Annotated in this window: 23 protein-coding genes; 20 read left to right on the plus strand and 3 right to left on the minus strand. The window is 60.1% G+C overall.

Annotation, left to right across the window (positions count from 1 at the left end; all coding sequences use genetic code 11):
- Positions 1-77: 77 nt before the first annotated feature.
- Genes BI327_RS03590 through BI327_RS03600 form a run of 3 tightly spaced genes read right to left on the minus strand, consistent with a single transcriptional unit; the run spans position 78 to position 2,882 of the window.
- Positions 78-914 carry an ABC transporter permease gene (locus tag BI327_RS03590; protein ID WP_245334700.1) on the minus strand — a complete coding sequence of 279 codons (837 nt, stop codon included), beginning with the start codon at positions 912-914 and terminating at the stop codon, positions 78-80.
- 4 nt (positions 915-918) lie between these two features.
- On the minus strand, positions 919-1,794 hold the full coding sequence (locus BI327_RS03595) for an ABC transporter ATP-binding protein (RefSeq protein ID WP_245334701.1): 876 nt from the start codon (positions 1,792-1,794) through the stop codon (positions 919-921).
- Between the two features lie 23 nt (positions 1,795-1,817).
- Positions 1,818-2,882, minus strand: a complete 1,065-nt coding sequence (locus BI327_RS03600) for an ABC transporter substrate-binding protein (RefSeq protein ID WP_076858386.1) — start codon at positions 2,880-2,882, stop codon at positions 1,818-1,820.
- Positions 2,883-3,065: 183 nt separating this feature from the next.
- Between BI327_RS03600 and hpaE the strand changes: the two genes are divergently transcribed.
- From hpaE to BI327_RS03700, 20 genes are all read left to right on the plus strand, one after another.
- Positions 3,066-4,583, plus strand: coding sequence for a 5-carboxymethyl-2-hydroxymuconate semialdehyde dehydrogenase (gene hpaE / locus BI327_RS03605; RefSeq protein ID WP_076858387.1), 1,518 nt, complete (start codon positions 3,066-3,068; stop codon positions 4,581-4,583).
- A 12-nt stretch (positions 4,584-4,595) separates the two neighbouring features.
- Entirely contained in the window at positions 4,596-5,576 is a 981-nt protein-coding gene (gene hpaD / locus BI327_RS03610; RefSeq protein WP_076858388.1) for a 3,4-dihydroxyphenylacetate 2,3-dioxygenase, read from the plus strand.
- A gap of 63 nt (positions 5,577-5,639) precedes the next feature.
- On the plus strand, positions 5,640-6,536 hold the full coding sequence (locus tag BI327_RS03615) for a fumarylacetoacetate hydrolase family protein (RefSeq protein WP_076858389.1): 897 nt from the start codon (positions 5,640-5,642) through the stop codon (positions 6,534-6,536).
- 50 nt (positions 6,537-6,586) lie between these two features.
- Positions 6,587-8,293, plus strand: coding sequence for a tannase/feruloyl esterase family alpha/beta hydrolase (locus tag BI327_RS03620; protein WP_076858390.1), 1,707 nt, complete (start codon positions 6,587-6,589; stop codon positions 8,291-8,293).
- 251 nt (positions 8,294-8,544) lie between these two features.
- Positions 8,545-9,363 (plus strand): IclR family transcriptional regulator, encoded by an 819-nt coding sequence (locus BI327_RS03625; RefSeq protein WP_245334702.1) that lies wholly within the window; start codon positions 8,545-8,547, stop codon positions 9,361-9,363.
- Positions 9,364-9,569: 206 nt separating this feature from the next.
- Positions 9,570-11,219 carry an FAD-dependent oxidoreductase gene (locus BI327_RS03630; RefSeq protein ID WP_076858392.1) on the plus strand — a complete coding sequence of 550 codons (1,650 nt, stop codon included), beginning with the start codon at positions 9,570-9,572 and terminating at the stop codon, positions 11,217-11,219.
- Between the two features lie 97 nt (positions 11,220-11,316).
- The gene (locus BI327_RS03635; protein WP_076858393.1) at positions 11,317-12,513 is read left to right on the plus strand and encodes an FAD-dependent monooxygenase; all 1,197 of its coding nucleotides are present in this window, start codon (positions 11,317-11,319) and stop codon (positions 12,511-12,513) included.
- Positions 12,514-12,652: 139 nt separating this feature from the next.
- The gene (locus BI327_RS03640) at positions 12,653-13,741 is read left to right on the plus strand and encodes a TRAP transporter substrate-binding protein (protein WP_076858394.1); all 1,089 of its coding nucleotides are present in this window, start codon (positions 12,653-12,655) and stop codon (positions 13,739-13,741) included.
- 195 nt (positions 13,742-13,936) lie between these two features.
- Positions 13,937-15,361: an FAD-binding oxidoreductase gene (locus tag BI327_RS03645; protein ID WP_159450404.1), complete on the plus strand. Its 1,425-nt coding sequence runs from the start codon at positions 13,937-13,939 to the stop codon at positions 15,359-15,361.
- A gap of 321 nt (positions 15,362-15,682) precedes the next feature.
- A complete protein-coding gene (locus BI327_RS03650) occupies positions 15,683-17,335 on the plus strand; it encodes an IclR family transcriptional regulator domain-containing protein (protein WP_076858395.1) in 1,653 nt (550 codons plus the stop codon).
- A gap of 13 nt (positions 17,336-17,348) precedes the next feature.
- The gene (locus BI327_RS03655) at positions 17,349-18,455 is read left to right on the plus strand and encodes a mandelate racemase/muconate lactonizing enzyme family protein (RefSeq protein ID WP_076858396.1); all 1,107 of its coding nucleotides are present in this window, start codon (positions 17,349-17,351) and stop codon (positions 18,453-18,455) included.
- 141 nt (positions 18,456-18,596) lie between these two features.
- The gene (locus BI327_RS03660; RefSeq protein ID WP_076858397.1) at positions 18,597-19,325 is read left to right on the plus strand and encodes an RraA family protein; all 729 of its coding nucleotides are present in this window, start codon (positions 18,597-18,599) and stop codon (positions 19,323-19,325) included.
- 4 nt (positions 19,326-19,329) lie between these two features.
- The gene (locus BI327_RS03665) at positions 19,330-19,803 is read left to right on the plus strand and encodes a nuclear transport factor 2 family protein (protein WP_245334703.1); all 474 of its coding nucleotides are present in this window, start codon (positions 19,330-19,332) and stop codon (positions 19,801-19,803) included.
- Positions 19,804-19,829: 26 nt separating this feature from the next.
- Complete coding sequence (locus BI327_RS03670) at positions 19,830-20,627, plus strand: shikimate dehydrogenase family protein (RefSeq protein WP_076858399.1); 798 nt, start codon at positions 19,830-19,832, stop codon at positions 20,625-20,627.
- 379 nt (positions 20,628-21,006) lie between these two features.
- The gene (locus BI327_RS03675; protein WP_076858400.1) at positions 21,007-21,804 is read left to right on the plus strand and encodes a transporter substrate-binding domain-containing protein; all 798 of its coding nucleotides are present in this window, start codon (positions 21,007-21,009) and stop codon (positions 21,802-21,804) included.
- Between the two features lie 31 nt (positions 21,805-21,835).
- Positions 21,836-22,519 (plus strand): amino acid ABC transporter permease, encoded by a 684-nt coding sequence (locus BI327_RS03680; protein ID WP_076858401.1) that lies wholly within the window; start codon positions 21,836-21,838, stop codon positions 22,517-22,519.
- A gap of 17 nt (positions 22,520-22,536) precedes the next feature.
- Positions 22,537-23,184, plus strand: a complete 648-nt coding sequence (locus BI327_RS03685) for an amino acid ABC transporter permease (RefSeq protein ID WP_076858402.1) — start codon at positions 22,537-22,539, stop codon at positions 23,182-23,184.
- Positions 23,168-23,902, plus strand: a complete 735-nt coding sequence (locus BI327_RS03690; protein ID WP_076858403.1) for an amino acid ABC transporter ATP-binding protein — start codon at positions 23,168-23,170, stop codon at positions 23,900-23,902. The genes BI327_RS03685 and BI327_RS03690 overlap by 17 nt, the downstream gene beginning before the upstream one ends.
- Positions 23,903-23,972: 70 nt before the next feature.
- Positions 23,973-24,911, plus strand: a complete 939-nt coding sequence (locus tag BI327_RS03695; RefSeq protein ID WP_076858404.1) for an aldose 1-epimerase — start codon at positions 23,973-23,975, stop codon at positions 24,909-24,911.
- Between the two features lie 259 nt (positions 24,912-25,170).
- A complete protein-coding gene (locus BI327_RS03700; protein WP_076858405.1) occupies positions 25,171-26,352 on the plus strand; it encodes a cytochrome P450 in 1,182 nt (393 codons plus the stop codon).
- The last annotated feature ends 121 nt before the right edge of the window (positions 26,353-26,473 follow it).

Below are 26,473 nucleotides of genomic sequence, written 5' to 3' on the forward strand. Positions count from 1 at the left end.
GTCGATGCAGCGAGTGCTCCAAGCAAAACCGTTCGCCTTGAAAGCATAGTGCGTCTCTCCCTCGAGATATCTTCGCCTTAGCGTGAGGTCGCCCAAGGCACGACGATCCGCTCGATCTCGTTGAACAAGATCGTGAGCGCGAAGCCGATGACGGCGATGACCAGAATACCCGCGTACATTGTATCGACCGCGAGGAGCTCCCACGAATTCCAGATCATGTAGCCCAAGCCTTTTTTGGCTCCGACCATCTCGGCCAACGCGATCAGCACCAGTCCGAGACCGGCGCCTAACTTGACGCCCGTCATGATGAAGGGAAGTGCACCTGGTAAGGCGATCGTACGGAAGGTCTGCCATGGCGTCGCTTTGAAGTGCGTGCCGACTTCGAAATAGACCTTGTTGATCGCCAAGACTCCGGCCAACGTGTTGATCGCCACCGGATAGAACACGCCGATCGCGACCATCGCGATCTTGGATCCCTCTCCCAGCCCGAAGATCAGCAACAGGAGAGGCAAGATGGCGCTTTTCGGGATCGGATATGTGGCCGCAATCAACGGATCGACGATCAATCTGAGCGGCCTAGAGAGCCCCATCGCGACGCCGATGAGCAAAGCGGGCACCCCACCTACGAAGAAGCCGATGGCCAACCGCTGGAGACTGGCCTCGGTGTTCGACCAGAGTTCCCCGGACACAGCGAGCGCCTTCAGTGCTTGAAAGATCGTGCTCGGGATCGGGAAATACCGTTGATCAAGCAGACCGGCGCGGCCGCAAAGCTCCCAGACGACCAGCAACATGATCGGCGAGACGATCGTCATCACGCGTTCCAGCACGGCCGGACCAAAGCTGTAACCACCCTTGCTTGTTGAAGGGGCTGACGCCACAGAAACGAAGACTGCCGGTTCGTTCGAGACTGTCATGGCCCTACCCTTTCATCTGGCTTTCGCTTTGAAGACGCGCCTGCTGCACCTCCTCGCGCAAATGGCCCCAGATCTGATAGACCATCTCGCCGTACGCAGGCTGAGCGCGCAACTCGATCACGTTGCGTGGGCGCTCGAACGGCACGTCAACGACCGCTTTGATGCGGCCCGGATGAGCCGTCATCACCATGATCTTGTCGCCCAGGGTGACAGCCTCGTCCACACTGTGAGTGATGAAGAGCACGGTCTTCTTCGTCTCGTCCCAGATCCGCAACAACTCTTCCTGAAGAAGCGTCTTGTTCTGCTCGTCGAGCGCCGAAAACGGCTCATCCATCAGAAGGACTTCGGGATCGTTGGCGAACGCGCGCGCAATTGACACCCGCTGGCGCATCCCGCCGGAGAGCTGGTGGGGATACGCTTTCGCGAACTTCGTTAGGCCTGTCCTATCAAGGTAGTGACCGACGATCTCGGCGATCTCGGCTTCCGGAACCGCCCTGAGCTTCAACGCGTACGCCGCGTTGTCCCAGACGGTCATCCACGGGAAGATGGCGTCTCCCTGGAATACCATCGACATACGCGGCGACTTGCCCGCCGTCTGGGCGCATTCGACCGTGCCGACGCTAGGCCTTTCCAGACCCGCGAGCATGCGCAGCAGCGTGGTCTTCCCGCAGCCGCTCGGCCCTACGATCACGAAGAACGAGCCGTCCGGAATTTCCAGCGAAACGCCATCAATGGCGGTGAATACGCGGTCTCCCGTCTTGAAGTGCTTGTGCACCCCGGAAAAACGCACCTTGCACTTCGAAGCATCCTTAGCGGAGGCCTGACCTCCGCGGGGCATTTCGATGACTGCCGCACCTGCAACGTTCGCGGGTTTGTTCATGGCCTGCCTGACGGTTGTGTGTGTCAATTGGTTTTCGCGCTGTTTCCGAGTTCCTTCACTGCCCGCTCGGCGAAGGACATATCGATCAACTGCTCAATGTCGACGTTGCCCTGAATGAGGCCACGAGCCTTGAAGAACGCATAGTCCTTCTTCATCCCGTCGACATTGAGCTTTCCGTCCGGATCGCAGCCGTGCGGCACCATCGCGCGGATAAGCGCCTCGTCCTTCAATTGTGTGTATCCCTTGTAAGCGGCGACGACCTTGTCGGCCGCCTCGTTCGTCAGCATCTTTCCGTCCTTGTAGGCGGAATCAAAGAGACGGCACGCACGAAGGAAGGCTTTCATGAATCCGACCGCGGTCGCAGCCCGGTTCTTCATCAATGCGCCGGAATAGATCATCACGCCGAGGACGTCGTTTGGATAAATCTGGTCGCCGGTCGCGATACGAACCGCGGACCCTTGGTTCAACGCCACCGTGGCATGCGGTTCGGTCACGAAGGCGGCGTCGATGGCCTTGTTACCAAGCGCCACGGCCAATTCGGAGTGTCCGAGATACGCGATGTTCACGTCATCGAAGGAAAGCCCGCCGAGTTTCAGCAGCTCGTTCAACGTGGACTCGGCCGCCCCACCCTTCGACTGCGTGCCGATGTTCATTCCTTTCAGGTCGGCATACGTCTTGTATTTTCCGCTTTCGACCAAGTCCTTGCGGACCAGAAACTGCATATAGCCGTGCCCGGGCGGCATGGACGCCCGGTCGGACACGATTTTAAGATCGACGCCTCGAACTGAAAGATTGTTTAGGCCGGCGGCGACAACCCCGGCAGCCACGTCGAGCTGTCCAGTACCGAGTGGCGCAACCATCTGAGCGCCCGACTTGAACGGCACGAAGTCGACCTCGATACCTTCGGCTTTGAAGTAGCCTTCCGACTTCGCCAGATGGAGCGCCACGTCACCGGTCGACCCCAGGACTCCGACCTTGACGATCGACGGCTGTTGAGCGCGAGCGCCCGACAAAGCCGGAAGAAAGGTCAACAACGACAGCGCGATTGCCAAACCAGGGACGCGCAGAGAAAAATTCCAGCCTTGCATGTCAGCTCCTCCCGGTGTCCATTGGATGGACATCATTGTCATTTTCGTGTACCCGCAAACGTCCGAGGGAGTCAAGTAGAGCCGATCGCCGCAGCCAAACCGGTTCCGCGATTGACTACTTAACATGTTAAGTATATCTGTCGCGCGGCGTTGATCGCCTCAATCGACAAAGGGAGGGAGAAAATGTCGGATCTCGAAGTCAATCTCGCGAAGGCGGAGAAGTACCTCGCGCGCTTTGGAACGCACGGCGTCCTCAACCACATCGGAGGCAAGTCGCTGCCGGCAATTGACGGCGAGACGTTTGAAACGCTGTCCCCCGTGGATCTGAAGTGCATCGCAAAAGTCGCCCGCGGCAAAGCGGCGGACATCGACCGTGCTGCCGCCGCCGCGAAGAGCGCATTTCCGGCATGGGCCGCTTTGGATGGCGAAAAACGCAAGTCGATGCTCCACAAGATCGCGGACGCCATCGTGGCCCGCGCCGAAGAGATCGCGTTCGTCGAGTGCATGGACACGGGCCAGTCCTTGAAGTTCATGGCGAAAGCAGCCCTGCGCGGCGCGGAGAACTTCAGGTTTTTCGCAGATCGCGCGCCGGAAGCGCGCGACGGCAACACGTTGCACGCTCCCGGTCAGATCAACATGACGAGCCGACAGCCGATCGGCCCCGTCGGAATCATCACGCCGTGGAACACGCCCTTCATGCTTTCCACCTGGAAGATCGCGCCGGCCTTGGCGGCAGGATGCACGATCGTCCATAAGCCGGCCGAGTTCTCCCCACTTACGGCGCGGTTGTTGATCGAGATTGCCGAAGAAGCGGGTCTTCCCCCCGGCGTCTGGAATCTCGTTAACGGCTTCGGGGAGGATGCAGGAAAGGCACTCACTGAGCATCCCGACATCAAGGCTATCGGGTTCGTAGGCGAGAGCCGGACGGGCTCTCTCATCATGAAGCAGGGAGCGGACACGCTTAAGCGCGTGCATTTCGAGCTAGGCGGCAAGAATCCCGTGATCGTCTTTGCCGACGCCGACCTCGAGCGGGCCGCGGAGGCGGCCGTCTTCATGATCTACTCGCTGAACGGCGAACGCTGTACCTCATCTTCGCGTCTGCTGGTCGAGGATTCGATCTACGACAAGTTCTCGGCAATGGTTGCCGACAAGGCGAAGCGCATTCCCGTCGGCCATCCGCTCGATCCTAAGACGGTCGTGGGCCCCCTGATCCATCCGGTCCACGAGAAGAAGGTCCTGCAGTACATCGACATCGGCAAGAACGGCGGCGCGACGCTCGCTGCCGGCGGCGAAAAAGTCACCGGGCCCGGCGGAGGCTGTTACGTCGCTCCGACCCTCTTCACCGATGTGACAAATGACATGCGCATTGCACAGGAAGAAATCTTCGGTCCGGTGTTGAGCGCGATTCGCTTCAAGAACGAGGAGGAAGCGCTGCGGATCGCCAACGACACGCAGTACGGTCTTACCGGATATCTTTGGACCTCGGACGTCACCAGGGCCTTCCGCTTCACGAACGCCCTGCAAGCCGGAATGATCTGGGTCAACTCCGAGAACGTACGCCATCTTCCGGCACCGTTCGGCGGGCTGAAGAGCTCAGGTATCGGTCGCGACGGCGGCGACTGGTCCTTCGATTTCTACATGGAAACCAAAAACGTCGCGTTCGCCATTTCGCAGCACGCGATCCAAAAACTCGCTCGCTGATAGGAGACGCCCATGCCCATCCCTGCCCCGAATCTCTACCCTCCTTTCAATATTGTACGTCTGAGCCACGTCGAGCTCGCCGTCACCGATCTTCCCAAGGCCCGCGCATTTTATGTGGACACCCTAGGACTGCAGGTGACCGACGAGACGTCGGAGACGATCTACCTTCGCGCCATGGAAGAGCGCGGTCATCACTGCATTGTCCTGAAGAAGAGCACGAAGGCACTCGCCCGCGAATTGGGTTTCAAGGTCTTCGGCGAAGAGGATCTCGATAAGGCCGCCCATTTCTTCAAGAACAAGGGGCTGCCGGTGGAATGGGTCGAGCGGCCCTATCAATCGCGCACGTTTCGCACCAGGGATCCTCATGGCATCCCGCTGGAATTCTATTCCAAGATGGACAGGCTTCCGCCGATTCACCAGAAGTACGCTCTCTACAAGGGCGTCAAGCCGCTGCGCATCGACCACTTCAACTGCTTCTCTCCCGACGTCGATGCCTCGGTGGCGTTCTACAACGAGATCGGGTTCCGGGTCACCGAATACACCGAGGACGAGGAGAGCGGTCGTCTTTGGGCGGCCTGGACGCACCGCAAGGGCGGCGTGCATGACATAGCGTTCACGAACGGACGCGGTCCCCGCCTTCACCACACCGCCTTCTGGGTTCCTACGCCTCTTAACATCATTGATCTCTGCGATTTGATGGCCACCACCGGATGGGTGAAGAACATCGAGCGCGGGCCAGGCCGGCACGGAATTTCGAACGCGTTCTTCCTCTATATCCGCGATCCCGACGGACATCGGATCGAAATCTACTGTTCCGATTACCAGACCGTCGATCCCGATCTGGAGCCGATCAAATGGGACCTCAAGGATCCTCAACGCCAGACGCTCTGGGGCGCTCCCGCTCCGAAATCCTGGTTTGAAGAGGGCAGCGGATTCGTCGACGCCGCGATCCGCGAGTCCGTATTGGCCGCCCAACCCATTGTGGCTCCCTGACTTCGACCGAGCGCTCCGCCGAGAAAAGCTTCTCGGCGGCGCGCGTTACCCAGGAGATCGACCATGAAATTCGAATACGGACGCCTTGCCACAGTCTCGGTCACAGGGAAGACGCGTTATGGCGCGATCACCGACAAGGGCTTCATTGACCTATCGGCGAGATTTGATTCCACCTGGCCTAGCCTCCGAAACGTTATCGAAAGCGATGCGCTGGAGAAATTGGTCGAGATCAGCGGCGGATTGTCAGAAGATTTTCCGATGTCGGAATTGACGTTTCTACCGCCGGTGCCCAATCCTGAGAAGATTATTTGCGTGGGCGTGAACTATCCCGACCGGAACGAAGAGTACAAAGACGGCCAGGCGGCTCCTCAAAATCCATCACTGTTTCCGCGTTTCCCACGCTCTTTCGTGGGACACGAGGCTCCCCTAAGCAGACCGCCTGAATCTCCTCAATTGGACTATGAAGGAGAGATCGTTCTCGTCATCGGTAAAGCAGGACGCCGTATTGCCGAAGAAAACGCGCTAGACCACGTCGCCGCGATCACCCTCTGCAACGAGGGGACCATCCGTGATTGGGTAAGGCACGCGAAGTTCAACGTCACTCAGGGGAAGAACTTCGACGCAACCGGCGCAATCGGTCCTTGGCTGGTGCCCTTCAGAAAAGAAGAGCAGATCGCCGACATCCGGCTAGTCACGCGTGTCAATGGCGAGATCCGCCAAGAGGATCGGACGGGCCGCATGATCTTCCCCTTCAGGAAGCTGATAAACTACATCTCCACCTTCACCACCCTCGTACCCGGCGATCTGATCGTGACCGGCACCCCGACTGGGGCAGGCGCACGCCTGAACCCTCCCCGCTGGCTCAAGCCGGGTGACTCCATCGAGATCGAAGCCGAGGGTATCGGTGTCCTGCGAAATGGGGTCGCGGACGAGCGGGCAGAAACTCTCCAGTCCTTGTAGGCGCTAACCGGCAAAACATTCCGAGCAACGCCAAAGAATCGGAGAGCGGCATGTCGAAAAATACGATCATTCGCGTTCTGTCCATCATGACCCTCGTCGGCCCGTGCGGCCGCGAAGCAGTTGCAGCGGATGCCCCAACGGCTTCGATCGCGCGGACGTTCGGCACCGCTCAGAGCTGTGCCGACTTGGCGAAGACCTTCAAATCCGATGGTGCGACGATTGTTTCGGCTGAAGTGCGGTCAGCCACCGTCCAAACCGACGCAGCGCCTGCATTGCCGGCCCACTGCGAAGTCATCGGCGCGATCGACGAGCGCACCGGCAGTGACGGGCTTCCCTACGCAATAAAATTTCATATGCGAATACCAATTGGGGAGGCCTGGAACGGCCGCTTCGTGTTCAGCGGAGGCGGCGGCTCTAACGGAGAGCTAGGCAATGCGATGACCGTCAACGGCACCAGCGTTTCGCCGCTCGCGAAAGGTTGGGCCGTCCTGTCTCAGAACGCTGGCCATGATAATGCCATCGACGACGTTCCGGAGAAGGGCGGCATCCGCGCCTTCGGCTTCGAATTCCGCGCACGACAGGATAACTGGTATCGTTCTCATGGTCGCGCGACCGCAGTCGCCAAGGATGTGATCAAGGCGTTCGCCGGCAATGGGCCGACGCGGTCCTACTTCGCCGGCTGCTCCAAAGGCGGACAGGAGGCCGGAATGGTCAGTCAGCGGTATCCTGACCTGTTCGACGGGATCGTCATGGGCGACCCTCTTCTGAATGCGCCGATGTCTTCGAACGTGCGGCCCGCCTGGATCGCACAGGTGTTCGGCCGCCTCGCGCGCGACCAAGGGCTGGTCGATCGCAATGGCCTGCCCTTCATCAACAAAGCATTCACCGATACGAATTTGGCGGTCCTGCGGAACGGGGTCACGCAGCAGTGCGACGCCCTCGACGGCGTGCAGGACGGAATGTCCCAAGATTTCCGGGCATGCAGCGCCAAATTTAAACCGTCGAGCCTGCGCTGCGCGCCCGGGCAGTCGGCAAACTGCCTCGATGACGCTCATGTCACGGCTCTCGAGAAGATGATGGGGAGCTATCCGGGCGATAATATCTCCTGGGACTACGATCTGGGGCTCGTGGAAGGCATGTACCGGAGCTGGTGGCTAGGCAAGTACGACTCCGTGCAATCCGGCAATCTGTGGATCGGGCGGGCTGGCGCGACGCTTTATGTAACTCCGCCTCACGCGGTGCACGCAACGCTCAACAATGGATCGGAGCCCTATCGGTACTTTCTGGACTTCAATTTCGGGACCGATATCGCTGGTTCATTCGCCTCGACCGCCGACTTCCCCGAGTCGAGCTGGGACCAGTCTTTCGTAGGGACCGACCTCTCCGCCTTCAGGGCCCACGGCGGTAAGATGCTCGTTTACCATGGGGCTTCCGACGGCGCGTTTCCGATCGGTCAGACAGCTGCCTGGGTGGAAAAGATCAACGCCGCCAACGGTGGCGATGCGACCAGCTTCTTGCGTTTCTACTCGGTGCCCGGCATGGGACATTGTGGCGGTGGCCCAGCAACCAGCAGCTTCGACATGCTCACGGCGGTGCAGGAATGGGTCGAGAACGGCAAGGTGCCGGAAATGGTGCTTGCCACAGCTCCCAGCGGTACGCCATGGCCTGGCCGCACGCGTCCTCTGTGCACCTGGCCCAGAGTCGCCCGCTACATCTCGGGAGACGTCGAGAATGCATCGAGCTTCAGGTGCGAGTAATTCTCAGGGACAGCCCCCTCTCCGCCGGAAATCCCGCAGCCAGGGCCAGCCGCAGGACGACCCCACCTGACCGCCCCTCGGACTCGTGTCTCGATGACCCGCTTTAGGGAAATTTAAACCAGTTGTTCCGTTCCAGGGCTGTTGCGAAGCCCGGGCATCCTATATTGTTGAACTGAAAACCGATTTCAGATTCACCGCGGGGTAGGATGGCGAAACAGCGTAGGAAGGAGGCCGCCCAAGTGGAGGCCGGAATGTCGAGCGTGCGGGCCGTGGATCGCGCGATCGCGATTTTGCAGTGCTTTACCGCCGACCAACCCGCGATGAGCGTGATCGAGATCCAGAAGCGCGTTGGTCTGAGCCGTCCAACACTTTACAGGCTGTTGCACACGCTCTCTACCCGCGGATTGATTTACGCCGAAGGTGATCCACAAAGGTTCAAGCTCGCGCATGGCGTGATGAAACTATCGCACGTCTGGTTGAGCGGCCTCGATGTCGTAAACGTCGCTCGTCCCATCCTAGAAGAATTGCGTGACGTCACCGGGGAAACGGCCGCGTTGTTTCGCCTGGAGGAGGATCGCAGCATCTGCATTCTCGAATGCGAAAGCCGTCACGTTCTGGCGATCAGCCGCGGCGTTGGATCTTCGATGAAAATTCCGCAAGGCGCGACGGGCAAGGCGCTGCTGGCTTTCATGCCTTCCGAACGGCAGGCTGAGTTTCTTTCAGGCATTCCCAAAGATTCTCAACGAACCAATCTGGACGAGGCGCTGCGCGCGGCCGCGCATAATGGTTATACCATCAGCCGTGGAGAGATTTTCGTGGGCGCGATAGCCGTCGCAGCACCCTATTTCGATCACCGGGGAAGCGTCGTAGGGTCGGTCGGACTCTACGGCCCCGCTGCGCGCGTCAGCGAGGAGAAAATCTCGGAGTTCGCGCGATTGGTCCGCGAGGCCGGCCATACGATTTCGACTCTGCTGGGCTCCCAGGCTCCCACTGAACTCCCGCAAGAGAACAAACCGAAATCTGTCGAAGCCGCTCCGATGAAACGCACCCGCAGGGCGGTGAAAGCCTAAGGCGACTGCCATCTAATCGCCCATCGTTTCTCTGCCGGCCGGCGAGCCATGTCCGTAGAATAGACAGCGAGTTCATAACGCGCTAAGTCTGCGGATGGGCTATCCGGCTGCTTGGCCGGTTATTGCCCGCATTTTTCCGCTGTCGATCACGGAGGCAATGTGGACGCCGATCCCGCCCACCGGAAAACGTCTTCTCGGGCAATCGCATGACCGAGATTGAATCTCAGGTCCTCGTCGTCGGTGGAGGTCCGGTCGGATTGACGCTCGCAATGGATCTCGCGGGGCGTGGTGTACAGACCGTCGTGGCTGAGTTGCGTCACAAGGGCGAGCCGCCCAGCGTTAAATGCAACCACGTTTCCGCCAGATCCATGGAGATATTCCGACGTCTCGGAGTTGCCAAGGCGATCCGCGAGGGTGGGTTGCCTGCCGACTACCCGAACGATGTCTCCTATCGCGTCAACTTCACTGGTAAGGAGCTTTCGCGGATACCCATCCCATGCCGGCGCGATCGGTACACGGCGCGCGGAGGTCCAGACACTTGGTGGCCTACGCCCGAACCTCCACACAGGATCAACCAGATCTACCTCGAGCCGATACTTTCCGCACATGCCGAGAAGCTATCTGGCGTCACGCTGCTCAATCGTATCGAGATAGAGCACTTCGAGCACACATCCGCTGGCGTGATCTCTTACGGGAAGCAACTCGATGGGGGTGAACCTCTCCGCATCCGATCGCAGTTTCTCGTCGGCTGCGACGGCGGTAGATCTAGAATAAGGAAGGCCATCGGAGCGAAGTTGACCGGCACCGCGGTCGTGCAACGCGTGCAGTCGACCTACATCCGGGCCCCCGAGCTGCTGTCCTTGAGCAAGCTCAAGCCAGCCTGGGCGACTTTCTCCCTAAATCCGGAGCGGTCGGGCAACGTGTACGCGATCGACGGCCGGGAAACATGGCTCGTCCACAACTACCTTCGGGAGGACGAGCAGGATTTTGAATCCGTTGATCGCGACTGGGCGCTGCGCAAGATCTTGGGCGTAGGCACCGACTTCGAATACGAGGTTCTCCGCAAGGAGGATTGGATTGGCCGTCGGCTCGTGGCAGACAAATTCCGCGATGGACGCGTTTTCATATGCGGTGACGCAGCCCACCTGTGGGTTCCGATGGCCGGATACGGCATGAATGCCGGCATCGCCGACGCGGCCAATCTCGCATGGCTTCTGGCCGGCCACATAACAGGCTGGGCCCCTCCCCGTATTCTCGACGCTCACGAAGCCGAACGGCTGCCGATTACCGAGCAGGTCTCGGTATTCGCGATGAATCACGCCTTGTCGTTGTCTCGGCAAAGGAGCGAGGTGCCCAACAATCTCGACGCCGACGACGAAGCCGGCGAAGAAGCCAGGAAGATTCTCGGGCAAAAAGCCTACGAGCTGAACGTTCAGCAATACTGCTGCGGCGGTCTCAACTTCGGATACTTTTACGACCACTCTCCCATAATCGCTTACGATGGGAAGTCGGCTCCGGTCTATGGCATGGCCGATTTTACTCCTTCGACCGTTCCGGGCTGCCGTGCCCCCCACATTTGGTTGAGCGATGGACGCTCCCTCTACGATGCTCTTGGGCCGTACTATACGTTGCTGCGGTTTGACCCCTCAGTCGACGTGACCGAGCTCATGTCCGAGGCCGCCCATACGGGCGTGCCGCTTGGTCTTCTAGACGTGGATTCCGACGAGAGCGCTGCCGTCTACGATCGGGCATTAGTGTTGACCAGGCCTGATCAACATGTCGCTTGGCGAGGCGACGTCTCCCCGGAGAATCCGCGGGAACTCGTCTATCGAATTTCTGGGCGCGAGCCGGCCTAGAGCTCCGGGACCGATGGCCATGGAAAGCCGCTGTCGCGGCCGCGAATGATCAACCCACAGGACTTCGTTGTCTTCACCTTACCAAAGGAGGCCGGTCATGGGCGACCGCACCATCATCATCGTTGGCGGCGGCCTCGGCGGACTAACGGCAGCGCTCGCGCTGTTGCGCCAGGGCATTAAAGTTACGGTGCTCGAACAGGCCGAAGAACTCCGCGAGTTGGGCGCTGGAGTGCAGCTTAGCCCAAACGGAACACGCGTCCTGTCTCATCTCGGTCTCGACGACGCCATGAATGCAGTCTCCGTCGCGCCTCAAGCCAAAGAGATTCGGCTGTGGAACAGCGGAGAGACCTGGCCACTTTTCGATCTTGGAGCCACGGCGATAGCAGAATTCGGACATCCCTATTTGATGTTCCATCGCGGCGATCTCCAGATGTTGCTCGCCCGCGCCGTCTTAGCCGCCTCACCTTCGGCAATTCGTCTCGGCGCAAAGGTGACCGACATCATCGATGATGGCCAAGCCCCCACTGCGGTCCTCACTGACGGCGAACGCGTCTCTGGCCTCGCATTGGTCGGGGCTGATGGTATCCATTCGCGGGTCCGCTCGGCCCTTTTTGGCGACTCGCGTCCCTCGTTCACGGGCTGCGTCGCTTGGCGCGGCACAGTGGCTTCGAGGTCTCTTCCTGATCGGCTTAGTCGCGCGGTTGGCACGAATTGGGTTGGGCCCGGACGCCACGTGGTCACCTATCCCCTTCGTTGTGGTGAGCTCATCAATTTCGTGGGCGTCGTTGAGCGCGATGCTTGGGAAACAGAATCCTGGACAGCTCGAGGCGACCGCGCGGACTGCGCCGCCGACTTTGCTGGCTGGCACGAGGACGTGCACGCGTTGATCGAGAATATCGAGGTTCACTATCGCTGGGCCCTGATGAGTCGCCCTCCGATCAAGCAATGGTCCCGCGGGAATATCGTGCTTATCGGCGATGCCGCGCACCCCATGCTGCCTTTCATGGCTCAGGGAGCCGTCATGGCAATCGAAGACGGAATGATCCTCGCGCGATGCTTCAGTCACTTCGCATCGGACCCGGAGAAGGCGATCGCTTCATTCAAAGCAGCGCGCATCGAGCGCGCGAACCGATGCGTCGAACTTGCCGACCGTAATCGCCTCCTATTTCATAATGAGCGACTGTTCGACCGCGAAGACGCGCACAGATATGTCACATCACAATGGAATGAAGAAAAGGTTCGCGAACGCTACGATTGGCTCTTTCGGTATGACGCGGTCGGCTGCTCGATTTGAGAGGTCCTTGCAGTTATCAACACGGAAGCGGCGCGACGCCGCTTACTTACGGGGCAATGCGGTGCTTGACCGCGATGCGGGCAATGGTTCCAAGAGCCGGCGCTCATACTGAGACACACAACTAGGGAGTGAACACACGATGAAACGCCGGACGTTCCTCAAGGGCGGCGCCATGGCTGGCGCAGCGACGTTGGTTGCTGCACCTGCAATCGCTCAATCGATGCCGGAAATTAAGTGGCGCTTGACGTCAAGCTTTCCAAAGTCCCTCGACACCATCTTCGGTACTGCACAGCTCTTTGCGAAATACGTCGCGGAGGCCACCGATAACAGATTTCAGATTCAGACATTTGCAGCGGGCGAGTTGGTCCCCGGGCTACAGGCGCTCGATGCTGTCGGCGTTGCGACCGTCGAGATGGCGCAGACGCCACTTTATCTTTACATCGGCAAGGAGCCGACCCTCGCCTATGCAACAGGCGTGCCCTTCGGCATGAACCACCGCCACCAGGAATCTTGGTGGACGTTCGGCGGCGGCGCCGAGCTCTGCAGCGAAGCGCTAAAGCCTTTTAAAGTGCACGCGATCCTGTGCGGCAATTCTGGCACGCAGATGGGCGGCTGGTTTCGCAAAGAGATCAAGACAGTCGACGATCTAAAGGGCCTTAAGGTCCGCATCGGGGGCATGGGTGGCCATGTCTTAGCAAGGCTCGGTGTCGTCCCGCAGCAGATCGCGGCCGGAGACGTTTATCCGGCGCTCGAAAAGGGGACGATCGACGCAGCGGAGTTCGTCGGCCCCTATGACGACGAGAAGCTCGGTTTCTACAAGGTTGCGAAGTACTACTACTTCCCCGGCTGGTGGGAGGGTGGCGCGATGCTGCATATGATCGTCAACGATGAGAGGTGGAATGCACTTCCGAAGCAGTATCAGGCCATTCTCAACCAAGCCGGCTCGGCCGCGGGCGCCTGGATGGTCGAAAAGTATGACAGCGTAAATCCTGCCGCGCTAAAGCGGTTGATCGCGAATGGGACGGAGCTGAAGGCATTTCCGCAGCCGGTCATGGAGACCTGCTACAAGGCCACCCAAGACCATCTGAACGAATTGGCCGAGAAGAGCGAGCTCTTTAAGAAGACCAAGGAAAGCCACGACGCGTACATGAAGGAGCTGCTCTTCTACACGCAGATCGCGGAAAATTATTACGACAACTATCTGCTCAGCAGAATGCGCAAAGGCTGACATTGCCGACAGGAGCGATCAAACGAATCGTCGCTCGATCTGCTGCACGCCAGTGAAAGAGATGTCCGCCTTCCCGTGAAGGCCGACATCTCGATCCTGACGTTCCACAACTGGCTACTTGAGAATCATGTTCATGCTTAGACATGCGCCGCGTGTTAGTTGTTTTGAGATGGGCCCAACTGCCAGGTGGAGATGATGGGTAAACCAGTGCAAGGGCAAGAAAACACAGAACACGAGCTTCGGTCCGCTTTGCCTCGCCCGGGCCTGTTGGTCACCGACAGCAGTGTGATTGCTGCGAGCTGTCAGGACTTTCGCGGTTGGCACAAAGGCGAAGCTGTGGCTCTCGCTCGCCCTCGTAGTGTCAATGAAGTCCAAGCGGTGCTGTCTGTGGGCGGCAAGTTGGGATGTGCAATTGTTCCTCAAGGCGGAAACACCAGCCTATGCGGCGGCGCGGTGCCTTCCGAAGGCAGTCGGCCATCAATCATTCTCAGCACGAGCGGATTGAATCGGATCCGAGCTATCGAGCCACATACTTGGTCCGTTGTGGCCGAAGCGGGCTGCACAGTCGCACAGATTCAAGATGCCGCGCGCTCTGAAGGTCGCCACTTCGGCCTCGATTTTGGGTCGCGCGACAGTGCCACCGTCGGTGGTGCCATCGCCACGAATGCCGGAGGCATGAGCGTGCTGCGTTACGGCAATTGCCGCGACCTAGTTCTTGGTCTCGAGGTAGTCCTTCCTGATGGACAGCTCTGGTCTGGCCTGAGGGCACTGCGCAAGGACAATAGCGGTTTCGACCTCAAGCATCTCTTCATAGGTTCCGAAGGCACCTTGGGTATCATCACTGCGGCCTCGTTGAAATTGCACGCCGCGGAAACAGTAAGTGCGTCGGCCCTCCTCCGCGTGGACTCGCTCGAAGCGGCCACGCAGTTCGCCGATTTGGCTCTCGAAATGGCTGCCGGAGAGCTTTCCGCTATCGAATTAATGCCCGTCATGGGTATTCGTCGGTCATGCGAACTATTGCTGCGCTGCCGGCCACCGTTGGACTTGAGCGCGGACTGGTTCGTGCTGCTCCGTCTTGCCGGTCAGCAGTCCCTCCATGAGAAACTCGAAACCCTGGCCTCACGTGCTCTAGAAATGGATCTCTGTTCTGATGCCGTCCTCTCGCAATCGGCGGCACAAGAAACGCAACTTTGGGCGATCCGAGATTCGTTTTCCGAGCTCCATAAGTTCCTCGGAGCTTCGATCCGTTTCGATTACTGCGTACCGTTGGGAAGAATACCCGAACTCTATCGTCGTCTCTGTGCTGCGATAGATCTCATAACACCAGGGTTCGTCCCATTCGGCTTTGGTCATATGGGAGACGGCAATCTCCACTACAGCGCGTGCCAGCCGGAAGGCATCGAAGCGAGCGACTTCCTCGGAAAGCGGAAGGAGATCGAGACCGTAGCGAACACAATCGTTTGGGAACTGGGCGGGACCGTGAGCGCCGAGCACGGTATTGGCCAGCTTCATCGCCACGAGATGTCGCAACAGAAAAGTTCAATCGAGCTCGCCTTGATGCGGCGCTTGAAGCTATCGCTCGACCCGTCGGACCGGATGAACCCCGGCAAGATATTTTGACGGGTTAAAGGTCGATCAGCATCCCCGCACCGCCTTACTCCCGCCTTGGCCGTTTTCCTCGACTTCAAGCGACCCTCCAGCAGATCTTCAGCGAGCGGATCCGCTGGCCAAGATCGTGCATTGCAAGATCGGCTCGGAAGAGAAGCCAGCCAACGTTCGATCTGGCATTTTCTCCAGGGGCAAGGGGTCCGTGGTCCGATCGGCATGGGCAAACTTGAGCTCGCCGGTCGAATCTCAACATGTGGGCACTTCGGTCGATCCATGCCCCGCACCGTGCCCCAAAAGCTGGATGGTCTCACATATTGATACTAAAATCGCCCGATGCCTGAGAACGAGCTCGAGTGGTCGCCGGATCTAATCCATCCCAAGAACGTCGTCGGAACGGCGCTCTTGGGCAAGGCCTGCGACATTCTCGAGCTGATCGGCAGATCACCCGGGACGCTAGACCAGGTACGTCTCGCCGAGCAGACGGGCATTCCCAGAGCCACCCTCTACCGCATTCTCGCCGCCCTGATCTCGCGCGGGCTGATCCGGACCGATCCCCGGACTCAAAGCTACACCCTCGGCTTCAACTTCCTCGACCTCGCGCAGAATGCGTGGTCGTCGTCGGACCTTGCGTCGATCGCGTCCGTGGAATTGAGGCGTCTGCGGGATTTGACGGGTGAGACGGCCTACCTCGCGGTTCAAGAGGGTCATCACGTCCTCTCCCTTGGCCGCTTCGAAAGCGCGCATTCCGAGCGATCGAACGCGAGGCTCGGCGCGCTGAAGCCCATGCATTGCACGAGCCAGGGCAAGGCGATCCTCGCTCACCTATCCGAGACTCAAGTCGAACTTGCGCTGTGCGACGGCCTGAGCAGGTTCACCGACAAGACGATCTGTGATCCCGAGCAATTGAAGGATCATCTCTCCATCGTCCGCGCCCGCGGCTACGCGATCGACGACGAGGAGATCATCCTGGGCACCCGCTGCGTCGGAACGGCCATTCTCGACCCCGGAGGCAAGCCGCTGGCCGCCATCAGCGTGGCCGGCCCGACATTTCGCATCACTGCCGAGCGCGCCGAGCAATTGGGACAGGAGCTCGTCGACGTCGCAAAGCGGATTTCAGACCTGCTAGCACCGACCATCAAGAGCGCGCGGCGTGACCACGGCGGCTACCAGGTATGGACAAACAACCCAGCATTCATCGGGGCGGCGCCGCGTTGGGAAGTACGCACACAGACTTTGGTTTGGGCAGATCTGCTGGCCCCTGCGATCAGGGCGGAGGGCGGAAATCAGTACACGATCTCGCTGCAGGCTCTGTCCGAGCGCATCAACACCATGTGTCTTGTCGAGCAAGGCGTTGCCTTTTCCGTCGGCAATGACGTCATCATCGACAATTTATCAGGGAGGCAAGAGCGCGTGGAGGGGAAGCCGGGCCTCTCGTTCAAGGTCCTGCGCGTTTCTGCGGACGGTGAAGTTTGGGCTGCTGCGTTCGATGCCGACGCCAATCTCAGCAGAATAGGCCCGTGGCGAAAGCAAACGGGCATCCAGTCGCTATTCGAGATGCAGGGCGAAGTAACCGATTTTGCCTTTGCGGGCGACGCCGGCCTGTTCGCGACGCAGCCATCCCGCCAGTGCGTTTATTTGCTGGAGCGCAAGACGGGGCGACGGCGAAAATTCGCTGACATTCCCAAGGTCTCTGGCGCTCCTCGCGCCCTCGCTGTCGACGAACATTTCAACGTGTGGATCGGGCTGTCCGAAGGCTGGAGCATCATCAAGCTCAATGACAGCGGAGAGATCGAAAGGACCGTCGCGCTACCCGTCCCCAGCCCGACCGGCATCGCCTTCGGCGGGGCGTCCCTGTCAGAGCTCTTCGTGACCAGCGCGCGCACCGGCCTGTCTCGAGAAAGCCTCGCGAACGCGCCCTTGTCGGGACACTTGCTATCGATTGATGTCGGCGAGCGCGGCTTGGTCGACCCGATCGCAACGCTTTGAGGAAAACCGCGTCATGACCAATAGCAACACTGTGCCAAAGATCGTCTCGCTGCAAACCTTTCCGGTGCGGATCCCGTTCACCGACGGCGGGCTCGGCACGGGTGGAACCCCCTCTCGATGGCATAGCCTCGACATGGTCCTGATCCGCGTCGAAGATGAGGAGGGGCATATCGGCTGGGGCGATGCCTTTGCCTACTTCTGTCTGGAGCCAGTGAAGGCGGCGGTTGATCACATGATTGCGCCATTCGTCATTATGTCCGGCATCGACAATATCGCCGCCTGGAACCTAGAGGTGCAAAAGAAGCTTCATCTCTTTGGCCGTTACGGCATGACGCTGTTCGCGCTCTCCGGGGTCGATACCGCGCTGTGGGACTTGAAATCGAAGCGGCAGGGCGTGCCACTGTGGCGCCTTCTAGGAGCGAAGGCGCCCGCGCACCGCCCGGCCTATGCGAGCCTCGTCAGGTATGGCGACAAGGGTCTGGTCGCCGAACAATGCAAGCGGGCGCTCGAGCTCGGCTACCGGCACATCAAGCTGCACGAAATCGCGCCTGACGTCATCGAGCACGCGCGCGAGGTCATCGGGCCCGACATCTCGCTGATGATCGACGCCAATTGCGCATGGTCGATGCAGGAGACGATCGGCCTGCGCGAGACTTTCCGGGCCTGCAATGCCCTTTGGGTGGAGGAACCGGTTTTCCCACCCGATGACTACCAGAGCATGGCGGAGATCGAGAAGGCCGGAATCCCTGTCGGGACGGGCGAGAACGCCAGCACCGCCTTCGATTTCAGGCGGATCATCAGCACCGTCACCTATCCGCAGCCGAGCATGACCAAGGTCGGCGGCATTTCCGAATTCGCGCAAATCCTGGCCGCATGCGAGCGCAACGGCAAGGTCGCCATGCCGCACACGCCCTATTTCGGACCCGGCTACTTCGCGACGCTGGCGATGCTGCCCTTCATGCCGGAGACGACGCTGATTGAGTTCCTGTTCGTCGAGCCGGAGGCGTGGCTCGCGAGTACGCCCACGCCGGTGACTGGCTCTGTCGGCGCATCAACCAGCATCGGCATCGGCTTTGAACCGGATCTCGACGTCATCAGGCGATACGCTCCGCGCACGTGATCTCACCATGTGAGACGTCGCTCTCGCCTCTATATCGATGCGCCTTCCGCCCGTGGTCGCGGCAGCTATGGTGATGCCCTTAAAGGTAGGCGCGCGCACTGCTTCCATTTCGCAAGGTTCCGTTCCTGGAGAGAGACACGCATGGCTCCGATTGCTTCCCAAATCCTCAAAAAGCTGAAGGCCTGTTCGACTGCCACGCTGACAACGCAGCTCTTCAAGCGCAACTATCGCCAGCAATTCCTCGTCGGCGTCACACCGCTCAATCCGAATGCCGGCTCGTTTGCGGGGGAGGCTTTTACCCTGCGGTTCATCCCGTCGCGGGAAGACAAGGACTGGGATCTTTCCGACCTGCGCAAGCGCGGCGAGGACAACATGCAGTGGGAGGCCGTGGAGGCGATTGGCGCAGGCCAGGTCCTGATGATCGACAGTCGCAATGACCCCCGCGCCGCCTCAGCCGGCAACATGCTGATGACCCGCATGATGCGCAAGGGCGTCGCGGCCGCCGTCACCGACGGCGCGTTTCGCGACGGGACAGAGATCTCCAAGATGCCGTTTCCGGCCTACTGCACGGCCAATACGGCCTCGACGCGTCCTGCCTATCATCGCGCCGTCGATATGCAATTGCCAATCGGTTGCGCGGACGTCGCCGTCTACCCCGGCGACATCATCGTCGGGGACAGCGATGGCGTCGTCGTCGTCCCACGCGCTATCGCCGAGGAGCTCGCGGAAGATTCCCACGAGCAGGAGCTCCGCGAAAAATTTCTGTTCACGAAGATTGACGCCGGCGCGCCGCTTTGGGGGACCTACCCGCCCAACGAGACAACACTGAAGGAATACGCCGAATGGCGTGCGCGGCAGGCGGCGGAGTGAGGTGATGACGGCACCAATGAAAGCCGACCAGGCTGAAGCCCTGATTCGCCGGTACTTCCTGGCCTGCAACGATGCCGATCACCAGGCGCTGCTGGATTGCTTCACGAGCGATGCGGTCCACTACTTTCCACCCGGCCTGCCCGGCGCGCCCTGGCGCGGTGCCGAGGCTATTGCCGATGGCTGGGTCTGGTGCGTCAAGACCATGGGATCGCGCTGGACCATAGAGAAGATTCTCGCAAGCGCGGACGGCCGCGAAGCGGTGATCGAATGGACGCATTGGAAGACGGCCCTCGGCGAGGTGCTGCGCGGCGACGAATGGTATGTGTTCAACGACGACATCACACGCATCGCCGAGATCCGGGCCTATTATGCCTCCCCCGTCAACAAGGCCGAGCCCGTGAACAAGCTCCATGACTTCGACTATGAGGCCAGAGGCTATGCCATGACACCGCCCTCGCCCGCGCCGAACTTGTCCTAAAGCGGCAGAGGAGTTCGGACGCTCTCATGGCCATAGCAATCACAGGGAAGACGCGTGTTCACGCGCTGATCGGCTCGCCCATCGCGCAGGTTCTGGCGCCGGGCTGGCTGACCGGACGAATGCAGAATGCCGGCTATGACGGCGTGCTGGTACCCCTGCATATCGAGAAGGGAGATCTCGATACGGCACTCCCCGTGCTCAAGGCGATGCCCAACATCGACAGCATTCTCGTCACCCTGCCGCACAAGTTCGGCGCGATCGCGCACTGCGACCGGTTGTCCGACCGCGCCAGGGTGCTCGGCGCCATCAACGCGATGCGACGGGAGAAGGATGGCCGCTGGCACGGCGACAATTTCGACGGGGCCGGCCTCACTGCCGGCTTGAAGAAGGTGGGCCATGCCATCGCCGGGAAGAACGTGTTCATGGTCGGCGCCGGCGGCGCAGGATCCTCGATCGGCGTCTCCATGCTCGAAGAGGGCGCGCGCCACCTGACATTCCACGACATCAACGCGGCAAACCAAGAAAGCCTCTTCGACAAGCTGAGCGCGACGTACCCTGGGAGTATCTCCATCGCTACGGCCGTTCCCCGCGATTGCGATATCGTGGTCAATGCGACCTCGGCGGGCTTGCGGGACAGCGATGCGCTTCCGGTCGATCCCGCCCAACTCGCACCGCGCATGGTCGTTGCCGACGTCATCACGGATCCGGTCCCGACGAGACTGCTGTCGGAGGCCTCAAAGATCGGCTGCGCCACGCGCGACGGCACGCACATGCTGGAGGGACAGATCGAGCTTCTGTTCTCCTTCATGACCGGCAAGCATTGAGTATCGGGCCGGTCACCTCACGACGACAGTCTCACGAAGTGAGACGTTCTCTTGCGAACACAAAAGACGCGCTTCTCCTGCGAAGCCGCGCTCGCTAACGTCTCGCGCAATCATAACAAGAACAATCGATATTCTGGAGGAGCCAGCTTGCGAACCTATTTGGACCAGTCGCGCCGGAAGGTGCAATTGCCGCCCGGCCATACGTCGCCGCGATGCCCGGCGTCGCCCGCGACGAGGGCAAGTCCGGACCCGAAGCAACGCTCGATCAAGGGATCGACAGGCACACTCGGCGCGGAGGCCACGCGCACTTCGTCTAGACGAAATTGGCGGAGCGATCCCGCTCTCACTCTGAACAGTCAATTGCAACCGGGAGGGTTGAATGAGGAATCTTGCGAAAATTCTCACCATCACTGCGATCTCGCTTGCCGTCATGGGACAAGCCGCGACAGCCGACACGCTGGAGAAAATCAAGTCGGCAGGGGTCATTCGCATTGCGATCGACCTCAGCGTGCCGCCGTGGGCGTTCAAGGACGAAAACCTCAATCCCACCGGCTCGGAGGTCGAGACCGCCAATCTCCTCGCCTCGGATCTCGGCGTGAAGATGGAAATCATTGGAACGAACAGCGCCAACCGCATTCCATTCTTGATGTCGCATCGCGCGGACGCCGTCATCTCCGCCTTGTCGATTACCGACGAGCGCAAGAAGCTGATCGCGTTCTCGCTGCCCTATTCCGGCGCGACCTCGTATGTCGCAGCACCCAAGAGCATGCAGATCAAGACCTTCGCGGACCTGTCGGGCAAGCGCATCGCCGTCACGCGAGGCACGACGAACGACGCGGATGTGACTGCAGCCGCGCCGCGCGATGCGGAAATCGTGCGTTTTGAGGACGAGGCGACCACCATGACGGCGGTGGTCTCCAACCAGCTTGACTTGGTTGCCCAGGTACCGACCCTCGTCGATCTCATCAACAAGAAGAACCCTGCCAAGAACCTCGAACTCAAGCTGCCGCTTCGGACCGCACCCATGGGCGTCGGCATGCGCAAGGAGGATACCGACCTGAAGGAATGGGTCGACGGCTGGGTCAAGAAGAACGTCGCCAACGGGAAGTTCCAGGCGATCTTCAGGAAATTCCAGGGTGCCGAGCTTCCCAACGAGGTCATTGCGGCATCTCAGTGATGTCGCGATCCACGGCGGAGCGAGCAGTCCCATGATCTACAATTTCGATTTCGGAGCAGTGCTGGCGTACTGGCCCCTCCTGCTGGAGGGTGTCTGGACGACGCTGCGCCTCACCTTGTTCTCCACCGTGTTCGGCATCCTGGTCGGCGCCTTCTGCGCCGTCGTTCGGACGGGTGGACCAGCCTGGGCCCGGTGGATCGTCTCGCTTTACGTCGAATTCATCCGCAATACGCCTCTGCTCGTCCAGTCCTACTTCCTGATCTTTGGCATTGCGAGCATGGGGATTCGGTTGCCCATCCTGCTGGGCGCAGTCATCGCCTTGACCGTCAATATCGGCGCGTACACGACAGAGATCGTCCGGGCAGGCATTGAATCGATCCACCGTGGCCAGCTCGAAGCCGCGACCTGTCTCGGCCTATCGAGCACCCAGACGTATTTGCACGTGATCATTCGGCCGGCGCTCGAGCGGGTTTATCCCGCCCTGTCGAGTCAGTATGTCCTCCTGATGCTGGCCTCGAGCATCGTCTCATCGGTCGGCGTCGAGGAGCTCTTCGGCATATCGAATCGCATCCAGAGCGAGACGTATCGCAACTTCGAGATCTTCGTCGTGCTCGGCGTCATCTATCTATTGCTTGCCGTGCTAGTGCGTTCCGGTTTTGCGCTGCTGGGGCTTGCGATCTTCCCCCGCCGCCGCACGCTTGGAACCCCTCTCTGAGTTGCAGGAGACGGCAAATGAATAGCGCCTACATCCTCTCGCTGCTCCAGGGCCTCTGGGCGACCGTCGTCCTGAGCGTGCTGACCTTTCTGTTCGGCGGCCTGATCGGGTTCATGGTCGGGCTCGCGCGCATCTCACCATCTTGGGTGATTTCACGCGGGGCAGCAACCTATATCCAGGTCTTGCAGGGACTTCCGCTGCTCGTCCTGATGGGTCTGTGCTTCTACGGGCCGAGCATCCTGGGCTACAACTCGTTGTCACCCCTGGTGGCGGCCACTTTTGCGCTCACGCTCTACAGCAGCGCCTATCTCGGCGAGATCTGGCGCGGCTGTATTCAGGCCGTGGCGAAGCCTCAGTGGGAGGCTGCCGAGTGCCTGGGCCTGAGCCGCTGGCAACGCATGAGAACTGTCATCCTGCCTCAGGCCTTGCGGATCGCCGTGCCACCGACGGTCGGCTTCATGGTCCAGATCGTCAAGAATACGTCGATCGCGTCGCTGGTCGTCGGATATGCCGAGCTCTCTTACAACGCCAAGATCATCAATAACGCAACTTTCGAACCCTTCCTCTACTTCGGAATCGCGGCACTGATGTACTTCGCCGTTTGTTACCCGCTGTCGGTCCAGAGCCGAGCGCTCGAAAGGAAGCTCAATGTCGCCAATCGTTGAACTCAAGGACGTCCACAAAAGCTTTGGCAGTCTCGAAGTCCTCAAGGGCGTCACCTTCGAGGTGAACAAGGGCGAGGTAGCGGCGATCATCGGACAAAGCGGATCCGGCAAAAGCACCGCGCTTCGCTGCATGGACCGCCTGGAGACGATCCAGGGCGGATCGATGCTGATCTGCGGTCATCAGTTGCACGACACTGACGTCGATCTGAAGGCATTGCGGCGCGACGTCGGGATTGTGTTCCAGAGCTACAATCTCTTCCCACACCTGACCGTCGCCCAGAACATCATGTTAGCTCCGCGCATGGTGAAAGGCATGAAGCAGCGGGACGCCCGCGAGATTGCCGACACGGTGATCGCCAAGGTCGGGCTGCGCGAGAAGATGGATTGCTACCCAGAGCAGCTCTCCGGCGGGCAGCAGCAGCGCGTGGCGATTGCCCGCAGCCTCGCCATGGAACCCAAGCTGATGCTGTTCGACGAGGTCACGTCGGCGCTCGACCCGCAGCTCACCGGTGAGGTCCTGCGCGTCATGGAGCAGCTCGCGGCCGACGGCATGACCATGATCCTGGTGACCCATGAAATGGCGTTTGCCCGCAAGGTGGCGGATCGCGTGATCTACATGCGGGACGGCAAAGTGCACGAAATGGGATCGTCGGACATCCTGCGCACACCCGCCACCCCCGAACTGGCCGCGTTCGTCTCGGAATCGGCGGAACACTAGGCCCGGACAGCGAGGCGGCGGCCAGACCTTTTCTCCCGAGATCAGGCTCGCATCATTTGAAGTGCAGCGCATGACCACAAAGCAGCTCTTGATTGCCGGTGCGGCTCGTCTTGGCTTCTCCGCGTCCGCCGGCGGACGCGTGACCTTTCTCGACCTGTGCAGCAGCGATCGGGACGGCTTGGCGAGAAGCGTGTTGCGGCCGTTTCCGGACGAGGTCGGGCCGGCTCAGTTGCAGCACTGGCCCAAGGGCGGCATATATCCGCTCGTCCCCTACAGTAATCGCATCAAGGACGGGGTCCTTCTCTTCCAGGGCAAGCGGTACGAGCTGACGCCCCATCCCGACGCGCGTCCGCATACATTGCACGGGCATGCCCACCGGATGGCCTGGGAGACAATCTCGCTGACCCACTCACACGTGACGATGCAGTATGCATATGCGGGAGGCGCCGAATGGCCTTGGCCGTTCAGGGCGACGCTCGACATCGATCTTGAACCGACCCGTGCCGTATTCTCCCTGGGTCTTACGAATGAGGGGCAAACACCGATGCCGGGTGGGATCGGCCTCCATCCCTACTTCCAGCATGACCCCGACGACCACATCGCGTTCGACGCTCCAATCGACTGGCCGGTGACCGCCGACTATCTCGCCGCGCTCCAGCGGGATCGCTCTGCCTCGGCCAAGCCTGGCCCGTTACCACTCGGAGAGGTGACGCTTTATCGCAGTGGATGGCGCGGGTTGTGCGTCATCGACCGCACGAACGGAGACCGGATCGAGATGCAGGCAGATCCAGTATTCTCCCACTTCGTTCTACATCGGCCGGCAGATGCGGCACATCTCTGCGCAGAGCCCGTGAGCCACGTCGCTGACGGGTTCAACCTGTTCGCTGATGGGCACCCCGTCACCGGAACCGTCGTTCTCGAACCAGGAAAGACGCTGAACGGGTCTGTGACGATCTCCCTTTGCGCTGCAGGACCTCGTGGCAATCAGGCCTCGACCGCGGCCGTCTAGCACTCGGTCGGCGCCAGAAGCTGCCCAACATGAGGCGCAGCGAAAGGGCATCGAAAATCTGCCTACCAATTCCATCAAGCAGGAAGTAATTGCGCCAGTCGAACTCGCAGCCGTTACGTTCACTAGGCTTGGTTGCGAGCAACGCAAGCTTAGGGGGAGCTCATGCGATATTTCGATAGGCATTATCTAGCCCATCGAATTGTGTCGTTGACCTGCCCGCAATAGCCTTCCCCAAAACAAATCATCGGGGAGGAAACAGGTGGCGAGCGCCGTACCGGTCATCAACGATATCACATACGAAAATTTGCTCGAAGACCCGTATCCTAGCTTCAGGCGGATCCAGGACACCGCGCCGGCCGTTTTCGTGAAGGCGGCAAACCTGACCCTCGTAACCCGCTTCGAGGATATTGCCAGGATCGAACGCGACCCCGTCGGCTATTCGGCCGATAATCCTACTTCGCTGGTCAACCAGATCATGGGCCCTACGTTCATGCGCAAGGACGGCGCCGAGCACGCTGTAGGGCGCAAGGCTATCGAACCCTCCTTTAGGGCAAGCACGATCAAGGAGCATTGGGCGCCGCACTTTTCCGGCATCTGCAAGAACCTAATCGACTCATTCATTGAAGCCGGGCAGGCAGATCTGTTCCCGGCACTCGCCGCGCCGATGGCCTCTCTCAGCCTGATGCAGATGATCGGGTTCGAAGACGTTTCTTGGGAAACGCTGGCCTTGTGGTCGCAGTCGCTCATCGATGGCGCAGGCAACTATTCGCGCGACTCCGAGATCGAGCGGAAAGCGATGGCGGCAGGCAAAGGCGTCGATGAAGCGATTGAAGCCGTCTTGGACTACCACCGTTCGCATGCCAACCCTTCGATCTTGTCGTCGATGGTCCATGCCGATCCTCCGATGCCGATCGAGGAGATTCGAGCGAACATCAAGGTGATCATCGGTGGCGGATTAAACGAGCCGCGCGACGCAATACTCACCCTGACGCTCGGACTGCTCATGGAGCCGATGCAAAAAGCGACCGTTCTCGCCAACCCAGAGTTGTGGCCAACCGCCCTGGAGGAGGCGGTGCGCTGGATCTCGCCGATCGGCATGTATCCACGACGCGTTACCCGTCCCACCGAACTTTCGGGTGTCGCGCTTTCCGAAGGAACTCAGATCGGTCTCTGCGTCGGAGCGGCGAACCGGGATGAACGGCGTTTTGTTGATCCCGACCGCTTTGACATCTTTCGTCCCAAGCAATCACATCTTGCATTTGGCGCGGGGCCGCACTTCTGCGCCGGCGCTTGGATCTCACGGCAACTCGTTGGCAAACTGGTGGTGCCGGCGGTGTTCGAACGTCTCCGCAACCTTCGTCTCAGTGACCATGCTCCCCCTACGATTCGGGGCTGGGTCTTCCGGGGCCCCATCTCGTTACCGGTTCTTTGGGATGTCTGAAGTACCGGAAAAGAAGTAGGGAGCGCCGCCCAACGAAAGGTGATCACTCATGCCGTCTTTACGTACAGTAGGAGGTCACTGTGGACCTTTGCGGCTTTCGTTGTGCCAACTTGCCGGTGCG

The organism is Bradyrhizobium mercantei (assembly GCF_001982635.1).
In the GTDB taxonomy this organism is placed as follows: domain Bacteria; phylum Pseudomonadota; class Alphaproteobacteria; order Rhizobiales; family Xanthobacteraceae; genus Bradyrhizobium; species Bradyrhizobium mercantei.